The 17,929-nt window shown below is 65.8% G+C and carries 13 protein-coding genes; 6 read left to right on the top strand and 7 right to left on the bottom strand.

Going from position 1 to position 17,929, the window contains the following annotated elements:
* Positions 1–139: 139 nt before the first annotated feature.
* Positions 140–3,085 carry a phosphoenolpyruvate carboxylase gene (ppc, locus tag J3485_RS14285; RefSeq protein WP_206953497.1) on the bottom strand — a complete coding sequence of 982 codons (2,946 nt, stop codon included), beginning with the start codon at positions 3,083–3,085 and terminating at the stop codon, positions 140–142.
* Between the two features lie 249 nt (positions 3,086–3,334).
* Between ppc and hemC the strand changes: the two genes are divergently transcribed.
* The 3 genes from hemC to J3485_RS14270 are packed head-to-tail and all read left to right on the top strand — an operon-like array spanning position 3,335 to position 7,690.
* The gene (gene hemC, locus J3485_RS14280; RefSeq protein ID WP_206953495.1) at positions 3,335–4,318 is read left to right on the top strand and encodes a hydroxymethylbilane synthase; all 984 of its coding nucleotides are present in this window, start codon (positions 3,335–3,337) and stop codon (positions 4,316–4,318) included.
* 16 nt (positions 4,319–4,334) lie between these two features.
* Entirely contained in the window at positions 4,335–6,494 is a 2,160-nt protein-coding gene (hemDX, locus tag J3485_RS14275; protein WP_206953485.1) for a fused uroporphyrinogen-III synthase HemD/membrane protein HemX, read from the top strand.
* A 2-nt stretch (positions 6,495–6,496) separates the two neighbouring features.
* The gene (locus tag J3485_RS14270; RefSeq protein WP_206953483.1) at positions 6,497–7,690 is read left to right on the top strand and encodes a heme biosynthesis protein HemY; all 1,194 of its coding nucleotides are present in this window, start codon (positions 6,497–6,499) and stop codon (positions 7,688–7,690) included.
* A 111-nt stretch (positions 7,691–7,801) separates the two neighbouring features.
* On the opposite strand, the gene J3485_RS14265 is transcribed toward J3485_RS14270, so the two are convergent.
* The 3 genes from J3485_RS14265 to J3485_RS14255 all read right to left on the bottom strand — a co-directional run bounded on the left by J3485_RS14265 (position 7,802) and on the right by J3485_RS14255 (position 11,445).
* Positions 7,802–9,127, bottom strand: a complete 1,326-nt coding sequence (locus J3485_RS14265; RefSeq protein WP_206953481.1) for an MFS transporter — start codon at positions 9,125–9,127, stop codon at positions 7,802–7,804.
* A 56-nt stretch (positions 9,128–9,183) separates the two neighbouring features.
* Positions 9,184–9,942, bottom strand: a complete 759-nt coding sequence (locus tag J3485_RS14260) for an SDR family oxidoreductase (protein WP_206953479.1) — start codon at positions 9,940–9,942, stop codon at positions 9,184–9,186.
* A gap of 63 nt (positions 9,943–10,005) precedes the next feature.
* Positions 10,006–11,445 (bottom strand): aldehyde dehydrogenase family protein, encoded by a 1,440-nt coding sequence (locus J3485_RS14255; RefSeq protein WP_206953477.1) that lies wholly within the window; start codon positions 11,443–11,445, stop codon positions 10,006–10,008.
* A gap of 219 nt (positions 11,446–11,664) precedes the next feature.
* Here J3485_RS14255 and ppa point away from each other — a divergent pair, with 219 nt between their 5' ends.
* Positions 11,665–12,192, top strand: a complete 528-nt coding sequence (ppa, locus tag J3485_RS14250; RefSeq protein WP_206953476.1) for an inorganic diphosphatase — start codon at positions 11,665–11,667, stop codon at positions 12,190–12,192.
* On the opposite strand, the gene J3485_RS14245 is transcribed toward ppa, so the two are convergent.
* Positions 12,182–12,469 (bottom strand): GIY-YIG nuclease family protein, encoded by a 288-nt coding sequence (locus J3485_RS14245; RefSeq protein ID WP_206953474.1) that lies wholly within the window; start codon positions 12,467–12,469, stop codon positions 12,182–12,184. The two genes, ppa and J3485_RS14245, sit on opposite strands and share 11 nt — an antisense overlap.
* A 33-nt stretch (positions 12,470–12,502) precedes the next feature.
* Complete coding sequence (locus J3485_RS14240) at positions 12,503–13,678, bottom strand: GNAT family N-acetyltransferase (RefSeq protein ID WP_206955817.1); 1,176 nt, start codon at positions 13,676–13,678, stop codon at positions 12,503–12,505.
* Between the two features lie 121 nt (positions 13,679–13,799).
* Here J3485_RS14240 and J3485_RS14235 point away from each other — a divergent pair, with 121 nt between their 5' ends.
* Together J3485_RS14235 and J3485_RS14230 are read left to right on the top strand one after the other, a co-directional pair.
* Entirely contained in the window at positions 13,800–15,527 is a 1,728-nt protein-coding gene (locus J3485_RS14235; RefSeq protein ID WP_206953472.1) for an NAD+ synthase, read from the top strand.
* A gap of 79 nt (positions 15,528–15,606) precedes the next feature.
* Positions 15,607–15,945: a P-II family nitrogen regulator gene (locus tag J3485_RS14230; protein ID WP_206953470.1), complete on the top strand. Its 339-nt coding sequence runs from the start codon at positions 15,607–15,609 to the stop codon at positions 15,943–15,945.
* A gap of 258 nt (positions 15,946–16,203) precedes the next feature.
* Here J3485_RS14230 and J3485_RS14225 read toward each other — a convergent pair whose 3' ends face one another.
* A complete protein-coding gene (locus J3485_RS14225; protein ID WP_206953468.1) occupies positions 16,204–17,322 on the bottom strand; it encodes a porin in 1,119 nt (372 codons plus the stop codon).
* Between the last annotated feature and the right edge of the window lie 607 nt (positions 17,323–17,929).

The raw sequence follows: 17,929 nt of genomic DNA, 5'->3' as shown, positions 1-17,929 counted from the left end.
CGCGGGGAAACTTAAATCATTCGAATGGGTGTAAACGCTTAAGGGTCGATGAATTCGCGGCTTACTGAGCAATAAAAAAGGCTGCCGCTTTCGCGAACAGCCTTTGTTGCCAAGCCGCGACAGTACCTCGTGCCGCGCGTTAGCCGGTATTGCGCAAGCCGGCGGCGATGCCGTTGATCGTCAAATGGATGCCGCGCCGCAAACGCGCGTTCGTATCGCCCGCGCGGTGCCGCTTGAGCAGCTCGACCTGCAAGTGATTGAGCGGATCGAGATACGGGAAGCGGTTCTTGATCGAGCGCGCGAGCAGCGGGTTGTCGGCGAGCCGCTCGTCCTTGCCGGTGATTTCGGACAGTGCGTGCGACGTGCGCTCCCATTCGGCGACGATGCGTTCGAACACGTGTTTGCGCAGCTTTTTGTCTTGGACGAGCTGCGCATAGCGCGACGCGACGGCGAGGTCCGTCTTCGCGAGCACCATGTCCATGTTCGAGAGCAGCGTCGAGAAGAACGGCCAGCTCTTGTACATCTTGCGCAGCGTCGAGAGCCGCCGCGTGCGCTCGGCTTCGCTCGCCGCGCCTTCGAGATGCGCTGCCACGGCGCTGCCGAAACCGTACCAGCCGGTCAGCAGCAGACGGCATTGCCCCCACGAGAAGCCCCAGGGAATCGCGCGCAGGTCTTCGATGCGGCGATTCTTCGGGTCCTGCTGCTTGCGCGAGGCCGGCCGGCTGCCGATGTTGAGCTCGGCGATCTCCGAGATCGGCGTCGACGAGAAGAAGTAATCGGTGAAGCCGGGTGTTTCGTAGACGAGCGCGCGATAGGCGGCGATCGCGGTGTCCGACAGCGCCTGCATCGTCTCTTCGAAAGCCGACAGGTTCGCCGGCGCGTTGCCGTGCGGCAGCAGCGAGGCTTCGAGCGTCGCCGCGACGACCGTCTCGAGGTTGCGCCGGCCGATCTCGGCGTTGCTGAACTTGCTCGCAATGATTTCGCCTTGCTCGGTCAGGCGGATCTGGCCGTTCACGGTGCCGGGCGGCTGCGACAGGATCGCCTGATAGGTCGGGCCGCCGCCGCGGCCGACCGTGCCGCCGCGGCCATGGAACAGGCGCAGCGTGATGCCACGCTCGCGAAACAGCGCGACGAGCGCGAGTTCGGCGCGATACAGCTCCCAGTTCGACGTGAGAAAGCCACCGTCCTTGTTGCTGTCCGAATAGCCGAGCATGACCTCCTGCTCGCTGCCCTGGTGCGCGAGCAGAACATCGACGCCCGGCAGCGCGAAGAACTCGCGCATGATGACGGGTGCGTTGCGCAAGTCGGGGATCGTCTCGAATAGCGGGATCACCATCAACGCGTTCTTCGCGCCGGCGCCGCGCTCGCCGCCGAGCGTGCCTTCGAGCATGCCTGCTTCCTTTTGCAGCAGCAGGACTTCGACGAGGTCGCTGACGGTTTCCGTGTGCGAAATGATGTAGTTGCGCACGGAGCGCGCGCCGAAGCGCTCGCGCGTGCGGCGTGCCGTCTCGAGCACGGCGAGTTCGCTCTGCACGAGCGGCGAATACTCGAGATACGGCGAGCGCAGGAGCCGCGGCTGCTCGAGTTCGGCGAGCAGCACGCGCAGCTTCTCGGCCTCGGAGAGCTGCGCGTAGTCGCGCTCGACACCGGCGCGCGCGAGCAGCTCGGCGATGACGGCTTCATGCACGTCGGAACTCTGGCGCAGATCGATCGAAGCGAGATGGAAGCCGAACACCTGCGCGGCGCGCGCGAGCGGGGCCAGGCGCAGCGTGGCGAGCGAGGCGCCGTGGTGGGCCGCCAGCGAATCGACGAGCACGTCCAAATCGTGCGCGAAGGCCTCGGCATTGGCGTAGGGCGCGGCATCGCGATGCACGCCGCTGCGTGTGTGCACGGTGCCTTCGCCGAGCAGCGTGCGCGCCGTCGCGGCGAGCCGCGCATAGACGCCGATCAGCGCGCGGCGATACGGTTCGTCGACCCGATGCGGCGATTGGTCGGGCGAGGCCGCGGTGAGCGCTTTCAATGCCTCGCTGGAACCGGCCAGCAGATTCGAGACCGACAGCTCGGCGCCGAGCGCGTGCACTTCTTCGAGGTAGTGTTCGAAGATGACCGTGGCTTGGCGCGTGATCGCATGCTCGAGCGTGGCCGCGGTGACGTTCGGATTGCCGTCGCGGTCGCCGCCGATCCAGCTACCCATTTGAAAGAAGGCGGCGACGTGAGCGGGCGCGCCGGTATGCTCGGCAAGCGCCGTTTCGATGTCGTCGTAGAGCGCGGGAATTTCATTCAGGAACGTGGCGCGGTAGTACGACAGCGCGTTCTCGATTTCGTCGGCGACGCTCAGGCGCGAATCGCGCAGCATCCGCGTTTGCCAGAGCGTCGTGACGCGTGCGCGCAGCATCGCTTCGTTGTACGCGCGTTCGCGCTCGGTCAGCGGTTGATCGCGCTCGGCCAAGAGGCGCGCGATGTCGTGCTGTGCGTCGAGAATGCTCTTGCGTTGGACTTCGGTCGGGTGCGCCGTCAGCACGGGCACGATCAGTGCGTCGTCGAAAAAGCGCTTGAGCGAGTCGGCGTCGAGGGCGCCCGCGAGCGCGAGGCGGCCGAGCGCATAGGCGATCGTGCCCGCCTGCGGCGCGGATCCCGCGAGCGCGTGGATGCGGCGGCGGCGATTGTGATGGCGGTCCTCGGCGATGTTGGCCAGGTGCGAGAAAAAGCTGAACGCACGCACGACGCTAACCGTTTGATCGGGCTTGAGCGCGCGCAGTTGTTTCTCGAGCGATTGCGCCGCGCTCGTGTCGTCCTCGCGCCGGAATTTAACGGCGTTCTGGCGAATCGTCTCGACGACGTCGAAGACGGCATCGCCTTCCTGTTCGCGCACCACGTCGCCGAGCAGGCGGCCGAGGTAGCGGATGTCCTGGAACAGCGGCTGGTCTTTGTCCTCGCGGCCGCGGCCGGCGGCTTTTTGCGGCGCGGCGCCGTCGGCGCGTGAAGCGGGGGGGTGGGACGCAGCGGCTAGCGCGGCGGATTTTGCGGGCGCGCGAGGCGATGCATCGTTGCGGCGGGCGGTGCGCGCCGATCCGGAAGACGTCACGGTGGGTTTCCTCAGTGAAGCCAGAATGAAAGGGGGCTGACTGTTGACAGCGACAAAAAACTGATCAAACGACTGCAAACATGCTGGCGTACGCTCTGTTTCCGTGGGCGATGCGCTCGTGGCGGCCTCCCCCGGATGCCGACGGCGCGCGATGGGGCGCGCCCTACCGCCGGCAAGCGCGAAAAATGGGGCAAGGCGTGCGTGCTACCATTTCTCGATGTTCGATCCCGTCCTTCGAAGTGTTGACTTATGAATTCCGAGACGCTTTCAGCCGCACCGCCCACCGAACTCGTGATTGCTTCGCGAGAGAGCCGTCTCGCGATGTGGCAGGCCGAGTTCGTGCGCGATGCGCTGCGGAAATTATATCCATCTTGCGACGTCCGAATTCTCGGAATGACGACGCGCGGCGATCAAATCCTCGATCGTACGCTGTCAAAGGTCGGCGGTAAGGGGCTTTTCGTCAAAGAACTCGAAAGCGCGCTTGCCGATGGCAGGGCCGATTTGGCCGTGCATTCGCTCAAAGACGTGCCGATGGCGCTACCCGAGGGGTTCGAGCTCGCCGCCGTGATGGAGCGCGAAGATCCGCGCGATGCGTTCGTGTCGAACGATTTCGATTCGCTCGATGCGCTGCCCGACGGCAGCGTCGTCGGCACGTCGAGCTTGCGGCGCGAGGCGACTTTGCGAGCCCGCTATCCGCATCTCGTCGTTCAGCCGCTGCGCGGCAATCTCGACACGCGCCTCGCCAAGCTCGATCGCGGTGACTATGCGGCGATCATTCTCGCCGCCGCCGGCTTGAAGCGTCTCGGGCTGGCCGCCCGTATTCGCGCTTGGCTCGACGTCGGCGACAGCCTGCCGGCCGCCGGGCAAGGCGCGCTCGGCATCGAAATCCGCGCGCAGCGGCCCGAGCTCGAGGCTTGGCTCGCACCGCTCGCGCACGAGCCGACGCGGCTGGCCGTGGAAGCCGAGCGAGCCGTCTCGCGCGCGCTCGGCGGCAGTTGCGACGTGCCGCTCGCCGCGCACGCGAGCTGGCAGGACGAGCGCATGCACCTCGCGAGCCGTGTGTCGATGCCGGACGGCAGCCGCCCCGCATTCGCCGAAGCGTCGGCGAGCGTGGCAAGCGTGGCCGACGCGATGGCGCTTGGCGACACCGTGGCGCGCTCGCTCGTGGCGCAGGGCGCGCGCGACGTCGTGGCCGAGCTCGCGGCCGCGCGCGGCGCCGAGCCGGCGGCCTGAGCTGCCGCGCGGACCGATGACGAACGCCGACGCCGGCAGTCCACGAGCAAGCCAACGTGACGGCGCGGCGCGCTTCACGGCGGTGCTCACGCGCCCGGCCGGGCAGTCGGCCGCGCTCGCCGCGGCGCTTGAACGTGAAGGCATCGCCGCGCTCGACTTCCCGCTGATCGAAATCGCCGCCGCCGCGGACGACGGCCCGCTCCGTGCCGCATTGGCCTCGCTCGAGCGCTATGCGCTCGTCGTCTTCGTCTCGCCGAATGCGATCGAACGCGCATTGGGAGCGGTCCCTGGCTTCGCTTGGCCCGCGGCCGTGCCGATCGGCGTCGTCGGGCCCGGCAGCGTCGCCGAGCTGGCGCGGCATGGCATCGTCGCGCCGACCCACCAGGTGATCGCACCGGCGGGGGCCGAGATGGGGGAGGGCGCGCCCGCAAGCGACGCATTCGGCGCAGCCGGTACGCCTGCATGCTCCGTTTCGACGAGCGAAAACGGCAACGGCAACGGTAACGGCGCAAATGGCGAGTCGGGCACGCGCTTCGACTCCGAAGCGCTGTTCGCCGCGCTGTCGGCTCGGCTCGGCCTAGCCGCCTTGACCGGCCGCCCTGTGCTGATCGTGCGCGGGGACGGCGGCCGCGAGTGGTTGGCCGATCGCCTGCGCGAGTCGGGCGCGCAGGTCGAAGCCGTCTGCGCTTACCGCCGCGTCGTGCCCACACCGTCTGCCGATACGTGGGAGCGCGTGCGCGCGCTGCTTGGAGGCGCGCCGCATGCTTGGCTCATCACGAGTTCGGAGGCGGCGCGCAACCTCGACGCGCTCGCTCGCGCCGCGCTGACCGATGCAGAGCTGGCGTCGCTGCTGCATGCGCCGCTCGTCGCGCCACACCCGCGCATCGCCGAGACGGCGCGGGCAGTGGGTTTTGATACGATTACGGCATCGGGCCCTGGCGATGCGCGCATCCTAGGGGCCTTGCGTGCCTTATCCGCATCGTCTCGCGCCTCATTCGATCAACCGGCTCAGGCCGCCGTGGCCCAGGCCGCTATGGCCCAGGCCTTTTCCTCGACCCATCCGCGCATGACTGATACGAACCAAGAATCGTCTCCCGCCTCGTTCCAGCCGGCCGCGACGCCGCCGTTCACGCCGCCGATGCCGCCCGTCTACGACGCGCCGCGCCGCGGCGGCGGCGGCCTCGTCTGGATCTTCGTCATCCTGCTTGCGATCGCAACGGGCGTCGCCGCGTTCGCATTCAACCGCAAGCTCGACCGGCTCGATACCCAGCTCGCGGCGCGGCAGCAGGCGCTCGATGCGCAAACGGCCGAGCTGCGCGTGAAGACCGAGCAGGCGGTCGCCACCGCGCACGAGACCGATGCGGCGCTCTCGCAAATGCAAGGCAAGCTTGCCGATGCGCAGACGGCGCAGCAGGCCTTGCAGCAGCAGTACCAGGATCTCGCGCAAAATCGTGACGACTGGACGTTTGCCGAAGTCGAGCAAATGCTCTCGAGCGCGAGCGAGCAGTTGCAACTGACGGGCAACACGCAGCTCGCGCTGTTCGCGCTGCAGAGCGCCGACTCGCGTCTGGCCGCCTCGGCAAGCCCGCAGGCGCTCGTCGTGCGGCGCGCGATCGCGCAGGACATCGACACACTCAAAGCGGCGCCGTCGACCGATCTGACCGGGCTGGCGATCAAGCTCGACGACGCCATTGCGCAGATCGACACGCTGCCGCTGCTCGGCGAGGCACCGACTGTGCATGCGGCCGCGCCGGCCGGCGCGTCGGCGGCGGGCGCGGCCAGCGCCGCGGGCCCCGGCCAATCGCGCGTGGCCTACTGGTGGCATGTGTTTTCGCGCGCGGCGAGCGACGAGCTCAAGGGTCTCGTGCAGGTGCGCCGGCTCGACAATGCCGACGCGATGCTGAACTCGCCGCAGCAGGCCGAGTTCATCCGCGACAACGTGAAGCTGCGGCTGCTGTCGGCCCGCCTGGGATTGCTCTCGCGCAACCAGGCCACGCTCGAATCGGATTTGAACGCCGCCGACGCCGCGCTCGCGCGCTATTTCGATGGCGCGTCCAAGCGGACTCAAACGGTGCGTGCGCTGATCAAGGACGTGGGGCAAGGTGCGGCGACGGTCGAAGTGCCGAACCTGAACACGAGCCTGCAAGCCATTCACAACGCCAAGAGCCGAGGCTGACGATGGCGCTCAGAGGACTCCTGTGGCTCGCCTTGCTCTTCGTGCTCGCGGTCGTGCTGGCAACGGTCGGCCATTTCGATGCGGGGCAGGTGCTCATCGTTTATCCGCCGTATCGCGTGGACGTCTCGCTCAATCTCGTCGTCGTCGGCGTGATCGCGCTGTTCATCGTGCTCTATGCGTTGATCCGCATCCTGCGCAACGTCTGGACGATGCCGCGGCGCGTTGCCGCTTATCGCGTGCGCACGAAAGAGGCGAAGGCGCACGCGGCGCTGCGCGAGGCGATCGGCAATCTGTATGCGGGCCGGTTCTCGCGTGCGGAAAAGGCGGCACGCGAAGCGCTGTCGCTCGACTCGAACAAGGGCGCGGCGGGGCTCGTCGCCGCGGTGGCCGCGCACCGGATGCGCGAGTACGTGCGCCGCGACGAGTGGCTGGCTGCGATCGACGCATCGGATTGGCAGGATGCGCGTTTGATGGCCGGTGCCGACATGCGCGCCGACGGCCGCGATCCGGAAGGGGCATTGACGGCCCTCACCGAGATGCAGGCGCAAGGCACGCGGCGCATCCATGCGCAGCAAATCGCGCTGCGCGCGCAGCAGCAACTGAAGAATTGGGCCGAAGTGCTCAAGCTCGTGAAGACGCTCGAAAAGCGCGAGGCGCTGCATCCGGCCGTCGCGGTGCGGTTGCGCCAGCAAGCGGCCGAAAATCTGCTGCGCGATCGTCGCCACGACCCCGATGCGTTGCTCGCGCTGTGGCATTCGCTCGCGCCGGCCGAGCGGCAATCGCCGCGGCTGGCCGACCTCGCCGCCGAGCTCTTGCTCGCGCTGAATCGTCATCAAGAGGCACGCAAGATCGTCGAGGACGCGCTGGCGCACAACTGGGATGCGCGGCTGTTGCGCCGCTATCCCGAGACGGCGCAGGCCGACGCGCTGCCGCTGATTCAAAAGGCCGAAGCGTGGCGCAAGGAGCGCCCCGACGACCCCGATCTGATGTTCGCGCTGGGTCGCCTGTGCCTGCATCAGCAGCTATGGGGCAAAGCGCAGTCGTTCCTGGAGTCGGCGCTCAAGCACGCCGACGACAACGATGCGCTCGTCATCCGCACGCACCGCGCGCTCGCGCGGTTGTTCGAGCAACTCGGCGATACGGTGCACGCGGCTGAGCACTATCGCGCCAGCGCGCTCGCGATGAAGATCGTTTGAGCCGCTGGTCGGTCGGCCGGGCAGCCGACCGACCAGCGGGCCCGGATGAGCGGCCCGGGCGCGACCGTGGCGCCGCGCTCTCGGACGGCGGCGCCTTTTCCCGCTTCCCCGCTATTTATCGACGAGTCGCGCCGGCACGCTGAGCGCAAGCACGGCACCGAGCACCATGAAGCCGGCGAGCATGTACATGCCCGAATCGTTCGCGCCCGTCGCCTGCTTGAGCCAGCCTACCGCGTAAGGGCTCAGGAAGCCGGCGAGATTGCCGATCGAGTTGACCATGGCGATGCCGGCCGCCGCGCCTGCGCCTGCGAGGAACGCGGTCGGCAGGCTCCAAAAGAGCGGCAGCGACGTGATGATGCCGGCCGTGGCGAGCGTGAGCGAGGCCATTGCGAGCGTCGTGTCGTGCGCCCACGTCACCGAGAGCACGAGCCCGACTGCTCCGGCGAGCCCCGGCAGCGCAACGTGCCAGCGCCGCTCGCGACGCTTGTCCGCGCTGCGCGCGACCACCAGCATCGCGACGACGGCCACGGCGAACGGAATGGCCGACAGCAAGCCGATCGTGAACGGATCGGTCACGCCCGTGGCTTTGATGATCGTCGGCAGCCAGAAGCTCACGCCATACAGGCCCATTACGAACGACAGATAAATCGCACTCATGAGCCACACGCGCCCGCTCGCGAGCACGGTGCGAAGCGGCATATCTTCTTTGCCGGCCTCTTCGGCTCCAATGTTGCGTTCGAGCAGTTGCTTTTCTTCCGAGCTGAGCCATTGCGCGTTCGCAATGCGATCGTCGAGCAGGAAAAAGACGAGCACGCCTGCGAGCACCGAGGGCAGCCCCTCGAGCAGGAACAGCCACTGCCAGCCTTGCCAGCCGTTCGCGCCGTTGAACGTCTTGAGGATATAGCCCGAGACGGGGCCGCCGATGACGCCCGAGAGCGCGACCGCCGTCATGAACCACGTCGTCATGCGCCCGCGCCGATGCGCCGGATACCAATAGGTCAGATAAAGAATGATGCCGGGAAAGAAGCCGGCTTCCGCGAGCCCCAGCAAGAAGCGCATGGCGTAGAACATCGCGGGCGTCGAGACGAACATCGTCAGTATCGAGATCACGCCCCACGAAACCATGATGCGCGCGACCCATAGCCGCGCGCCGACGCGGTGCAGGATCAGGTTGCTCGGAATCTCGAACAGAAAGTAGCCGAGAAAGAAGATGCCGGCGCCGAGGCCGTAGACCGCATCGCTCAGGTGCAGCGCGGAGGCCATCTGCAGCTTGGCGAAGCCGACGTTGACGCGATCGAGGTAGGCGACGAGATAGCAGAGCAGCAGCAGCGGCAGGAGCCGCCACGACACCTTGCGATAAGTGGCTTCCTCGAAGCTCGACGACGACGCGCCCGCGCGGGGTATCGCGAGCGGATCGACGGGATTGGGACTGGCCATGGTTGATGTCTCCTCTTCGTTTTGTGGTAGTGGGGTGAAGCGTTGGGGGTAAGCGATCAGACGCAGCGTCCGCCGTCGACTTCGAGACTGACGCCGGTGATGAACGACGCGTCGTCGGAGGCGAGATAGAGCGCGGCGTTCGCCACGTCCTGCGGGGTCGAGAAGCGGCCGAGCGGAATGCCGGCGACGAAGCGCTGGCGGTTTTCGGGGGTGTCCTCGCAGCCCATGAACTCGGTGAGCAGGCCCGTTTCGCCGATGACGGGATTGACGCAGTTCACGCGGATGCGGTCGGGGCCGAGTTCGGCGGCGAGCGCGCGGCTCGCAACGATGACGGCGCCTTTGCTGCCGTTGTACCAGACGAGGCCCGGGCGCGGACGCACGGCGGCCGTCGAGGCGATGTTGACGAACACACCGCCGCCTTGCTCGCGAAAGTACGGCACGAACGCTTGCACGCTCCAGTAGATGCCTTTGACGTTGACGGCGTAGACGCGGTCGAACTCGGCTTCGGTCACTTCCATGACGGGTTTGTTGCGATGCGTCGTGCCGGCGTTGTTGACGACGATGTGCACGCTGCCGAAATCCTCGATCGCGGCGTTGCGCAGCGCATGCCAGTCGTCGATTTTCGTGACGTCGCCGGTGACCGCGATCGCGCGCCCGCCCGCAAGTGCGATCTCGCTCGCCACGCGCTCGGCGGCGGCCCCGTTCAAATCGTTCACGACGACGTTTGCCCCTTCGCTTGCGAACGTTTTGGCGATACCTTCGCCGAAGCCCGAGCCGGCGCCCGTGACGACCGCCGTTTTGCCCTTCAACCGCATGATGTCTTCCTCCTGACTGACGGCCAACTTACGACCAACTCACGACCAACGGAAACGAACGTCCTAACCGTGGCGAATTGCGATCGTCTTGAGCGTGGTGAAGCCGTAGAGCGCTTCGAACCCTTTCTCGCGCCCGTGCCCCGATCGCCCCGTGCCGCCGAACGGCAGTTCCACGCCGCCGCCGGCGCCGTAGTTGTTGATGAAGACTTGGCCTGCGCGCAGGCGCCGCGCGAGGCGCAACTGGCGCGCGCCGTCGCGCGTCCAGACGCCCGCGACGAGCCCATAGCGCGTGCCGTTGGCGAGCGCCAAGGCGTGCGGCTCATCGTCGAAAGCCAGTGCCGCGAGCACGGGCCCGAAAATTTCTTCCTGGGCGATCCGATGCTCGGGCGGGACGTCGGCAAACAGGGTCGGCGCTTGATAGAACCCCCTGTGCGGGGCGTCTGCGGCGATCTCGCCTTGCGCGGCGAGGCGCACGCCGTCGCGCTTGGCGTCGTCGACGAATTGCGCCACGCGTTGCCGCTGCTTCGCGTTGATGAGCGGACCGCAGTCGAGATCGCGCGCGCTCGGCCCGGCGCGCAGCGCACCGAACGCGGCCGCTAGGCGCTCGACGAGCGGCGCGTAGACGGCGCGCTCGATCAGCACGCGGCTGCCGGCCGAGCAGGTCTGACCGGCGTTTTGCACGATCGCCGAAACGAGCGTCGGCAACGCCGCATCGAGGTCCGCATCGGCGAAAACGATTTGCGGCGATTTGCCGCCGAGTTCGAGCGTGACCGGCGCGTGATGCTCGGCGGCCATCTGGGAGACGAGCGCGCCCACGCTCGGCGAGCCCGTGAACGAAATGTGATCGACGCCCGGATGGCGCGCGAGCGCCGCGCCCGCTTCGGCGCCGTAGCCCGTGACGACGTTGAGCGCGCCCGCCGGCAAGCCGGCCTCGGCTGCCAGCGCGGCGACGCGCAGCAGCGACAGGCAGGCGTCTTCGGAGGGCTTGACGACACAGGCGTTGCCCGCGGCGAGGGCGGCGCCGACGCTGCGCCCGAAGATTTGCATCGGATAGTTCCACGGGACGATATGACCGGTGACGCCGTGCGGCTCGCGCACGGTCATGACCGTATAGCCCGCTTGATAGGGCAGGGTCTCGCCATGCAATTTGTCGCACGCACCAGCGTAGAACTCGAAGTAGCGGGCGAGCGCGGCGGCATCGGCGCGCGCCTCGCGCAGCGGCTTGCCCGTGTCGCGTGCTTCGAGGCCGGCGAGTTCCTCGCCGCAGGCGGCGATCAGCATCGAGAGCCGGTACAGAACGCGGCCGCGCTCGGCGGCGCTCATGTGTCCCCACGCGCCCTCGTAGGCGGCGCGCGCCGCGGTCACGGCCGTTTCGACGTCGGCGGCATGGCCGCGCGCGATGCGCGCGAACGGCTGGCCGTCGGACGGATCGATCACGTCGATCGACTCGTTGGCGGCGCAGGCCATCCAGCCGCCGCCGATGAAGTGCTTCGCTTCTTCCATCCAAGGCTCCTCATTTTTGAGTCAGAACCGTCTGTCGAAACGCCACCAGGCCCGATTATGGCGCGATCCGTGCGCAAAGTGGCATGCGCCGCTCGGCTATAATGGCGCGCAACGTTCGCCGCCAGCAGCGGCGCGCTTCCCGATCGGGCATGCACCGGAACCGAATCCGGCCGCGCGAGCCTCACGTTTTCCCCGTTTCCATTTCGTCAAGAGAACGCCATGAGCTTCAATCACGTCCCCGCGGGCAAGGACCTTCCGCAAGACTTCAACGTCGTCATCGAAATCCCGGCGCAAAGCGATCCGGTCAAGTACGAAGCGGACAAGGAGTTGGGCCTGCTCGTCGTCGACCGCTTCATCGGCACGGGCATGCGCTACCCGGTCAACTACGGCTACATCCCGCAAACGCTGTCGGGCGACGGCGATCCCGTCGACGTCCTCGTCATCACGCCGTTCCCGCTGATCCCGGGCTGCGTCGTGCGCTCGCGCGCGCTCGGCATGCTGCAAATGACCGACGAATCGGGCGTCGATGCGAAGCTCGTCGCCGTGCCGCACGACAAACTGTGCCCGATGACGGCGCACATGAAGTCGATCGACGACGTTCCCGGATACCTCAAGGATCAAATCAAGCACTTCTTCGAGCAATACAAGTCGCTCGAAAAGGGCAAGTGGGTGAAGGTCGAAGGATGGGCCGGCGTCGACGCAGCGCACAAGGAAATTAGCGAAGGCGTCGCCAACTTCAAGAAGTAACGGCCGGTTCGGGCAGCACGGACGCCAACGTGCGCGTGCCGGCCGCGAGTGCGCGCTTCTCGGCGGCCGGGAGTTGCTTGACGCGATATTCGGCGCGCAACGCGCTCGAACGATCGGCGAGTTCGAACGAGGCGAGCAGCGCCACAGGCTTGCGCGCGCGCGTGTAGCGCGCGCCTTTGCCTGTCGCATGCTTGGCAAAGCGCGCCTGAACGTCGGTGGCGATGCCCGTGTAGACGCTGCCGTCGGCGCATTCGATCAGGTAGAGAAACCAAGTCATCGTCGAATCGATTCGTTTTTCTCGTGTTGAGCGCTATGCGCGCTTCTTGAACGGATCGTGCTCGCGCAACTCGTCGGCATGCGCGTGAATGAGGTTCGCCTCGTTCGCGAGAAACCGCGCGACGGCATCCGAGAATGCCGGGTGCGCGAGCCAATGCGCCGAATGCGTGACGGTCGGCATGAAGCCGCGCGCCATCTTGTGCTCACCTTGCGCGCCGCCCTCGAAGACGGCAAGCTTTTCGTCGATGCAAAACTCGAGCGGCTGATAGTAGGCCGTTTCGAAGTGTAGGCACGGCACGTGTTCGATGGCGCCCCAGTAGCGCCCGTAGAGCGTACCGCCTGTCTTGTCGTCGCGCTGATAGACGAGCAGCGAACTTGCGATCGGCCGGCGTTCGCGCTCGGCGATGACGAGCAGCAGGTTCTCCGGCATCGTTTGGCCGATCGTGCGGAAAAAGTCGAGATTCAGATACGGCGACGAAAAGTGCTCGCGGTACGTTTGCCGATAGCAGCGATTGAAGAAGCGCCAATCGGCATCGGTCGCGTCCTCGCCGCGCACGCGTCGAAACGCGATGCCGGCCTCGCGCACTTTGCGCCGCTCCGCGCGGATGTTCTTCCGCTTCTTCTGTTCGAGTGTCGACAAAAAATCGTCGAAATCGCGATAGCCGTCGTTGAGCCAGTGGAACTGGATGCTTTCGCGCCGCATCATGCCGAGCCCGGCCAGCGCGTCGGCTTCGAGCTCGGTGGGAAACAGCACGTGCAGCGACGAGACGTCCGACTGCTCCGCGAGCGCGACGAGCGTAGCGGCAAGCTGGCGCCGCGCGGCCTCGCTAACGGCGATCAGACGTGTGCCTTGCACGGGCGTAAACGGCACGGCGCAGACGAGCTTCGGATAGTACGACAGGCCGTTGCGCTGATAGGCATCGGCCCAAGCCCAGTCGAAGACGTACTCGCCGTAGGAGTGGTTCTTCACGTAAAGCGGCGCGGCGGCCGCGAGCGCGCCCGTTTGCGCATCGACGAGCGTGACGAAGCGCGGGCCCCATCCGGTCTCCTCGGTCGCGCATTGCGTGCTGGCCAGCGCGCTCAAGAACTCGTGACGCAAGAACGGCGTCGGTTGAGCCTGGCGTGCGACGAGCGCGTTCCACTCGCGCGCGTCGACTTCGAGCGGCGAGGCGAGAAGCCCCATGCGATAATCGATGCGTTCCTGTTTCAACTTTCTGACCGTGTTCTTCGGGACGGTTCGATGCATGTGCGTCGCCGCGCGCCCGTCGTTCTGCCCGTCGTTCATTTCGCCGAGTCATCCGGCCATATTGGCCGCTTGCAGCTCACTGCCCATGAAGACCCGTATCGCTTTAGCTCAAATCAACGTTACCGTCGGCGATTTCGCCGGCAACATCGCGAAAATCGTCGATGCAGCGCGCGCGGCGTACCGCGACGGCGCCAAGCTTGTCATCACCCCCGAGCTTTCGCTCTCGGGCTATCCGCCCGAAGACTTGCTGCTGCGCCCGGCCTTCTACGCGGCAAGCGCCGCGGCGTTGGACGAACTGGCGAAGCAGCTCGAGCCGCTCGCCGGCCTGCACGTCATCGTCGGCCATCCGCACCGCGCCGCCAATGCGAGCGATGCCGGCACGGCGCGCAATGCCGACACGGCGAGCGGTCATGGTAATGCAAACCGGCCGATCGAGCGCGGCGTGCCGCCTGTCGACACATACAACGCCGCGTCGTTGGTTGCAGACGGCCGGATCGTCGGCACCTACATGAAGCAGGACTTGCCCAACGCCGAAGTGTTCGATGAAAAGCGCTACTTCGCTTCGGCCACGACACCGTTCGTCTTCGCGCTCGACGGCGTGAAGTACGGGCTCATCATCTGCGAAGACGCTTGGCATGCGTCGGCGGCTCAACTCGCGAAAGCGGCGGGTGCGCAGGTGCTGCTGATCCCGAACGGCTCGCCGTTTCACATGAACAAGGAAGCGACGCGCGTCGACATCGCGCGTGCGCGCATCGCTGAGACGTGCCTACCCGTCGTTTACGTGAATCTCGTGGGCGGGCAGGACGAACTCATTTTCGACGGCGGCTCGTTCGTGCTCAACGCGCAAGGCGAGATGGTCGCGCGTATGCCGCAGTTCGTCGAGGGCCATGCGATCGTCGAATTCGAGGACGGCCGGCCGCTCGCGAGCGAAGTCGCGCCGGCCGATTCGCTCGAAGCGCAGGTCTACGCGGCGCTCGTTCTCGGCGTGCGCGACTACATCGGCAAGAACGGCTTCCCGGGCGCGATCATTGGGTTGTCGGGCGGCGTCGATTCGGCGCTGGTGCTCGCGGTGGCCTGCGACGCACTGGGCGCCGAGCGTGTGCGTGCCGTGATGATGCCCTCGCGCTACACCGCCGACATCTCGATATCCGACGCGGCGGAGATGGCCCAGCGCGTCGGCGTGCGATACGACGAAATCGCGATCGCGCCGATGATGGACGCGTTTCGCGGCGCGCTTGCGGGCGAATTCGACGGCTTGCCCGAAGATGCGACCGAGGAAAACATCCAAGCGCGAATTCGCGGCACGCTCTTGATGGCGCTTTCGAACAAGTTCGGCTCGCTCGTGCTGACGACGGGCAACAAGAGCGAGATGGCAGTCGGCTACTGCACGCTGTACGGCGACATGGCAGGCGGCTTCGCCGTCATCAAGGACATCGCCAAAACGCTCGTCTATCGCCTGTGCCGCTATCGCAACGGCGCGCCCCTGTTCGCCAAGCACGACGTCATTCCCGAGCGCATCCTCACGCGAGCGCCGTCGGCGGAGCTGCGCGAGAACCAGACCGACCAGGACAGCCTGCCGCCGTACGAGGTGCTCGACGCGATCATGCGTATGTACATGGAAGAGGACAAAGCGCTCTGCGAAATCGTCGCGGCCGGCTATGCGCGCGAGGACGTCGCGCGCGTCACGCGGCTGATCAAGCTGAACGAATACAAGCGGCGTCAGGCGCCGATCGGCATCCGCGTCACGCATCGCGCGTTCGGGCGCGACTGGCGCTATCCGATCACCTCGCGCTACACCGAACCGATCCAATGAAATCCGCAGCATCGCGGTGCCGTCGGCGCCGCGGCGTAGAATCGACCCATCCGTTTGTCCGATTTCCACGAGGCACACCATGAAACGCATCACCGCCATCATCAAACCGTTCAAGCTCGACGAAGTGCGCGAAGCGCTGGCCGATGTCGGCCTCACCGGGCTGACCGTCACCGAAGTCAAGGGTTTCGGCCGTCAGAAAGGGCACACCGAGCTGTACCGCGGCGCCGAGTATGTGGTCGATTTTCTGCCGAAGGTGAAGATCGAAGTGGTGGTCGCGGCAGGGCAATGCGACCAAGTCATCGACGCGATCATCGGCGCGGCGCGCACGGGCAAGATCGGCGACGGCAAGATCTTCGTGACCGAAGTCGAGCGCGTGATTCGGATTCGCACGGGTGAAGAGAACGAAGCGGCGGTTTGATGAGCGGTAGTGCTCGTTTGATGACGCGATGAGCAGGGGCGGGCGCCGCATGCGCAGACGGTGATCGCCCTGGCTTGTGCGGGTATGCGCGTGATCGCACCGATGGCGCGGGCATAAGCCGATATACGTCGATACAAGAACGTAGAAACAAAAAAAAGGTGCGACGCCCTAACGGGACATCGCACCGATACGCGCCTCTCGCAGCAGCGTGAAACTTGAAACTGAGTTAAGTCTGTTCTTTTCGACTACGCCGTTCGCTTAGAACGAGTGTTGAATACCGGCGTAGACACCCGATTGGCTGTGGCCGGGCAGCGGGTTGTCGGCGTTGTCGACACCGTTCGCTTCCAGGCTGAAGTCTGCGCTCTTGCTGTTGCGGACCGTGGCGATCTGGATGTCGAGCAGCGTGCGCTTGGACAGGTTGTACGTGCCGCCGATCGAATAGATCGTCGCATTGCCCGAGCCGTTGTTGCCGTTCACGTGATACACAGCGGCGATGGCAGCCGCGGCCGGCGTGGCTTGCCACGTGACGCCGCCCCATTCGTGGTTGAGGCTCGTTGCGAGGCCAGTAGCCGCGCCGAGCTCACCCGACGTGCGGATCGCTTGGTAAGCGCCCGAAAGCTTGAACTGGCCGAGGAACACGTTCAAACCAGCCGTGTATTCGCGCGAGTAGTTGAATGCGCCGCTCGGCACCGGGTTGCCGCTCGAAATCGCTTGACCGTTGAGCGAGCCGTCCGCCGGGTTGCGGATTTCGTCGTACATGCCACGCACTTGGAACAGCGCGTTCGTGTACGTCAGTTGCAGACCGTCTTCACGCCCTTGCGTCGTCGAGTTGTTGCCGTTCCAGTTCGACGCGTTCGACAGCGAGTACTGGCCGTAGATGTCGAAGCCGTTCCACGTCGGCGATTGCCACGAAATGTTGTTGCTCGATTGCGGCCAGTTGCGACCGCGCACCAGCGATGCCGACGACCAGCTCGATTGGCCGAACGGATCGAAGTCCCACACGCCGTTCGAGATGAACAGCTCACGACCCAACAGGAACGTACCGTAGGTCTGGTTCGACAAGCCGACCGTCGCAAAGCGATTCCAGAGCTCGCCGGGGCCAGGGCCCGCGCCGGTCATCGTATTGAACGAGCCTTCCAACCGGAACAGGGCCTTGTTGCCGCCGCCCAGATCTTCCGTGCCCTTCAAGCCCCACAGGCTCGTGCCCCAGTCGCCGCTTTCTGCGCGGATACGCGAGGTGGAGCCGCCGGTGCCGTTTTGCAGGCCCGTCATATACTCGACACCCGCATCGAGGCGACCGTACAGCGTCACGCTACTTTGTGCGTGCGCGATGACGCCGGCAGACATGAGCGCCGCGGCGAGCATTACTTTCTTCATCTTCTCCTCCATTACCCTGTCAAAAGTGAAGCCACTACTGCGAATAGCGCTCGGGCGAGAACGTCGCCCGAGCGGGAATCCGTCCGTCGTCAGGGGAGATTCATCGGAACGCTCGAGGGCTAGCCGCGGGCTTGGTGGGCCATTCGCGCTATGCTCGGGTTCGAGACCGCTCGTGGGGCGGTGTCTCCTCGTTTGAAGTAAAACTACATTTGCCGGACTTTGTTTTGCTACTTTGGTTACTAATTTAGCAAAAATACATGCTTGTGGCCAAGCAAATCGTAGTCTTGCTAGCAGGTGTCTCTAAATTGCCATATTCAGATGCTGGGACCTGTAGCCGCGGCGGCCCGCAACGCCTTGCGGGCCCGTACTGGGACAACGGACGCACATGTTGCGTAAAGTTGTCGTTCAGGAATTTGAGGATTGACGCCAAATATTGGAGAGGGTAGTTCGCCACGACAATTGACTGGGCACGGGTCGTAAATGGTGCAGAGCGCGAGGCAGGCTTTAGTGCAGACGCTCGATACCGCTGCGTATCTGGCGGCCCTCCTGCATGCGCGGGCGTCCGCGTGCCGAGATCGTTCCGATTTAGCCGCAATTGCCGAGATCG

The organism is Trinickia acidisoli (assembly GCF_017315725.1).
GTDB lineage: Bacteria > Pseudomonadota > Gammaproteobacteria > Burkholderiales > Burkholderiaceae > Trinickia > Trinickia acidisoli.
This window is presented reverse-complemented; position numbering and strand designations above follow the sequence as displayed.

What these genes read in the sequence shown, in the direction of transcription:
- J3485_RS14230 (WP_206953470.1), top strand. Translation starts at nt 15,607, where the DNA reads ATGAAACGCATCACCGCCATCATCAAACCGTTCAAGCTCGACGAAGTG.
- J3485_RS14265 (WP_206953481.1), bottom strand. Translation starts at nt 9,127, where the DNA reads ATGGCCAGTCCCAATCCCGTCGATCCGCTCGCGATACCCCGCGCGGGC.
- J3485_RS14270 (WP_206953483.1), top strand. Translation starts at nt 6,497, where the DNA reads ATGGCGCTCAGAGGACTCCTGTGGCTCGCCTTGCTCTTCGTGCTCGCG.
- J3485_RS14255 (WP_206953477.1), bottom strand. Translation starts at nt 11,445, where the DNA reads ATGGAAGAAGCGAAGCACTTCATCGGCGGCGGCTGGATGGCCTGCGCC.
- J3485_RS14245 (WP_206953474.1), bottom strand. Translation starts at nt 12,469, where the DNA reads ATGACTTGGTTTCTCTACCTGATCGAATGCGCCGACGGCAGCGTCTAC.
- hemDX (WP_206953485.1), top strand. Translation starts at nt 4,335, where the DNA reads ATGACGAACGCCGACGCCGGCAGTCCACGAGCAAGCCAACGTGACGGC.
- J3485_RS14260 (WP_206953479.1), bottom strand. Translation starts at nt 9,942, where the DNA reads ATGCGGTTGAAGGGCAAAACGGCGGTCGTCACGGGCGCCGGCTCGGGC.
- hemC (WP_206953495.1), top strand. Translation starts at nt 3,335, where the DNA reads ATGAATTCCGAGACGCTTTCAGCCGCACCGCCCACCGAACTCGTGATT.
- J3485_RS14235 (WP_206953472.1), top strand. Translation starts at nt 13,800, where the DNA reads ATGAAGACCCGTATCGCTTTAGCTCAAATCAACGTTACCGTCGGCGAT.
- ppa (WP_206953476.1), top strand. Translation starts at nt 11,665, where the DNA reads ATGAGCTTCAATCACGTCCCCGCGGGCAAGGACCTTCCGCAAGACTTC.
- J3485_RS14225 (WP_206953468.1), bottom strand. Translation starts at nt 17,322, where the DNA reads ATGAAGAAAGTAATGCTCGCCGCGGCGCTCATGTCTGCCGGCGTCATC.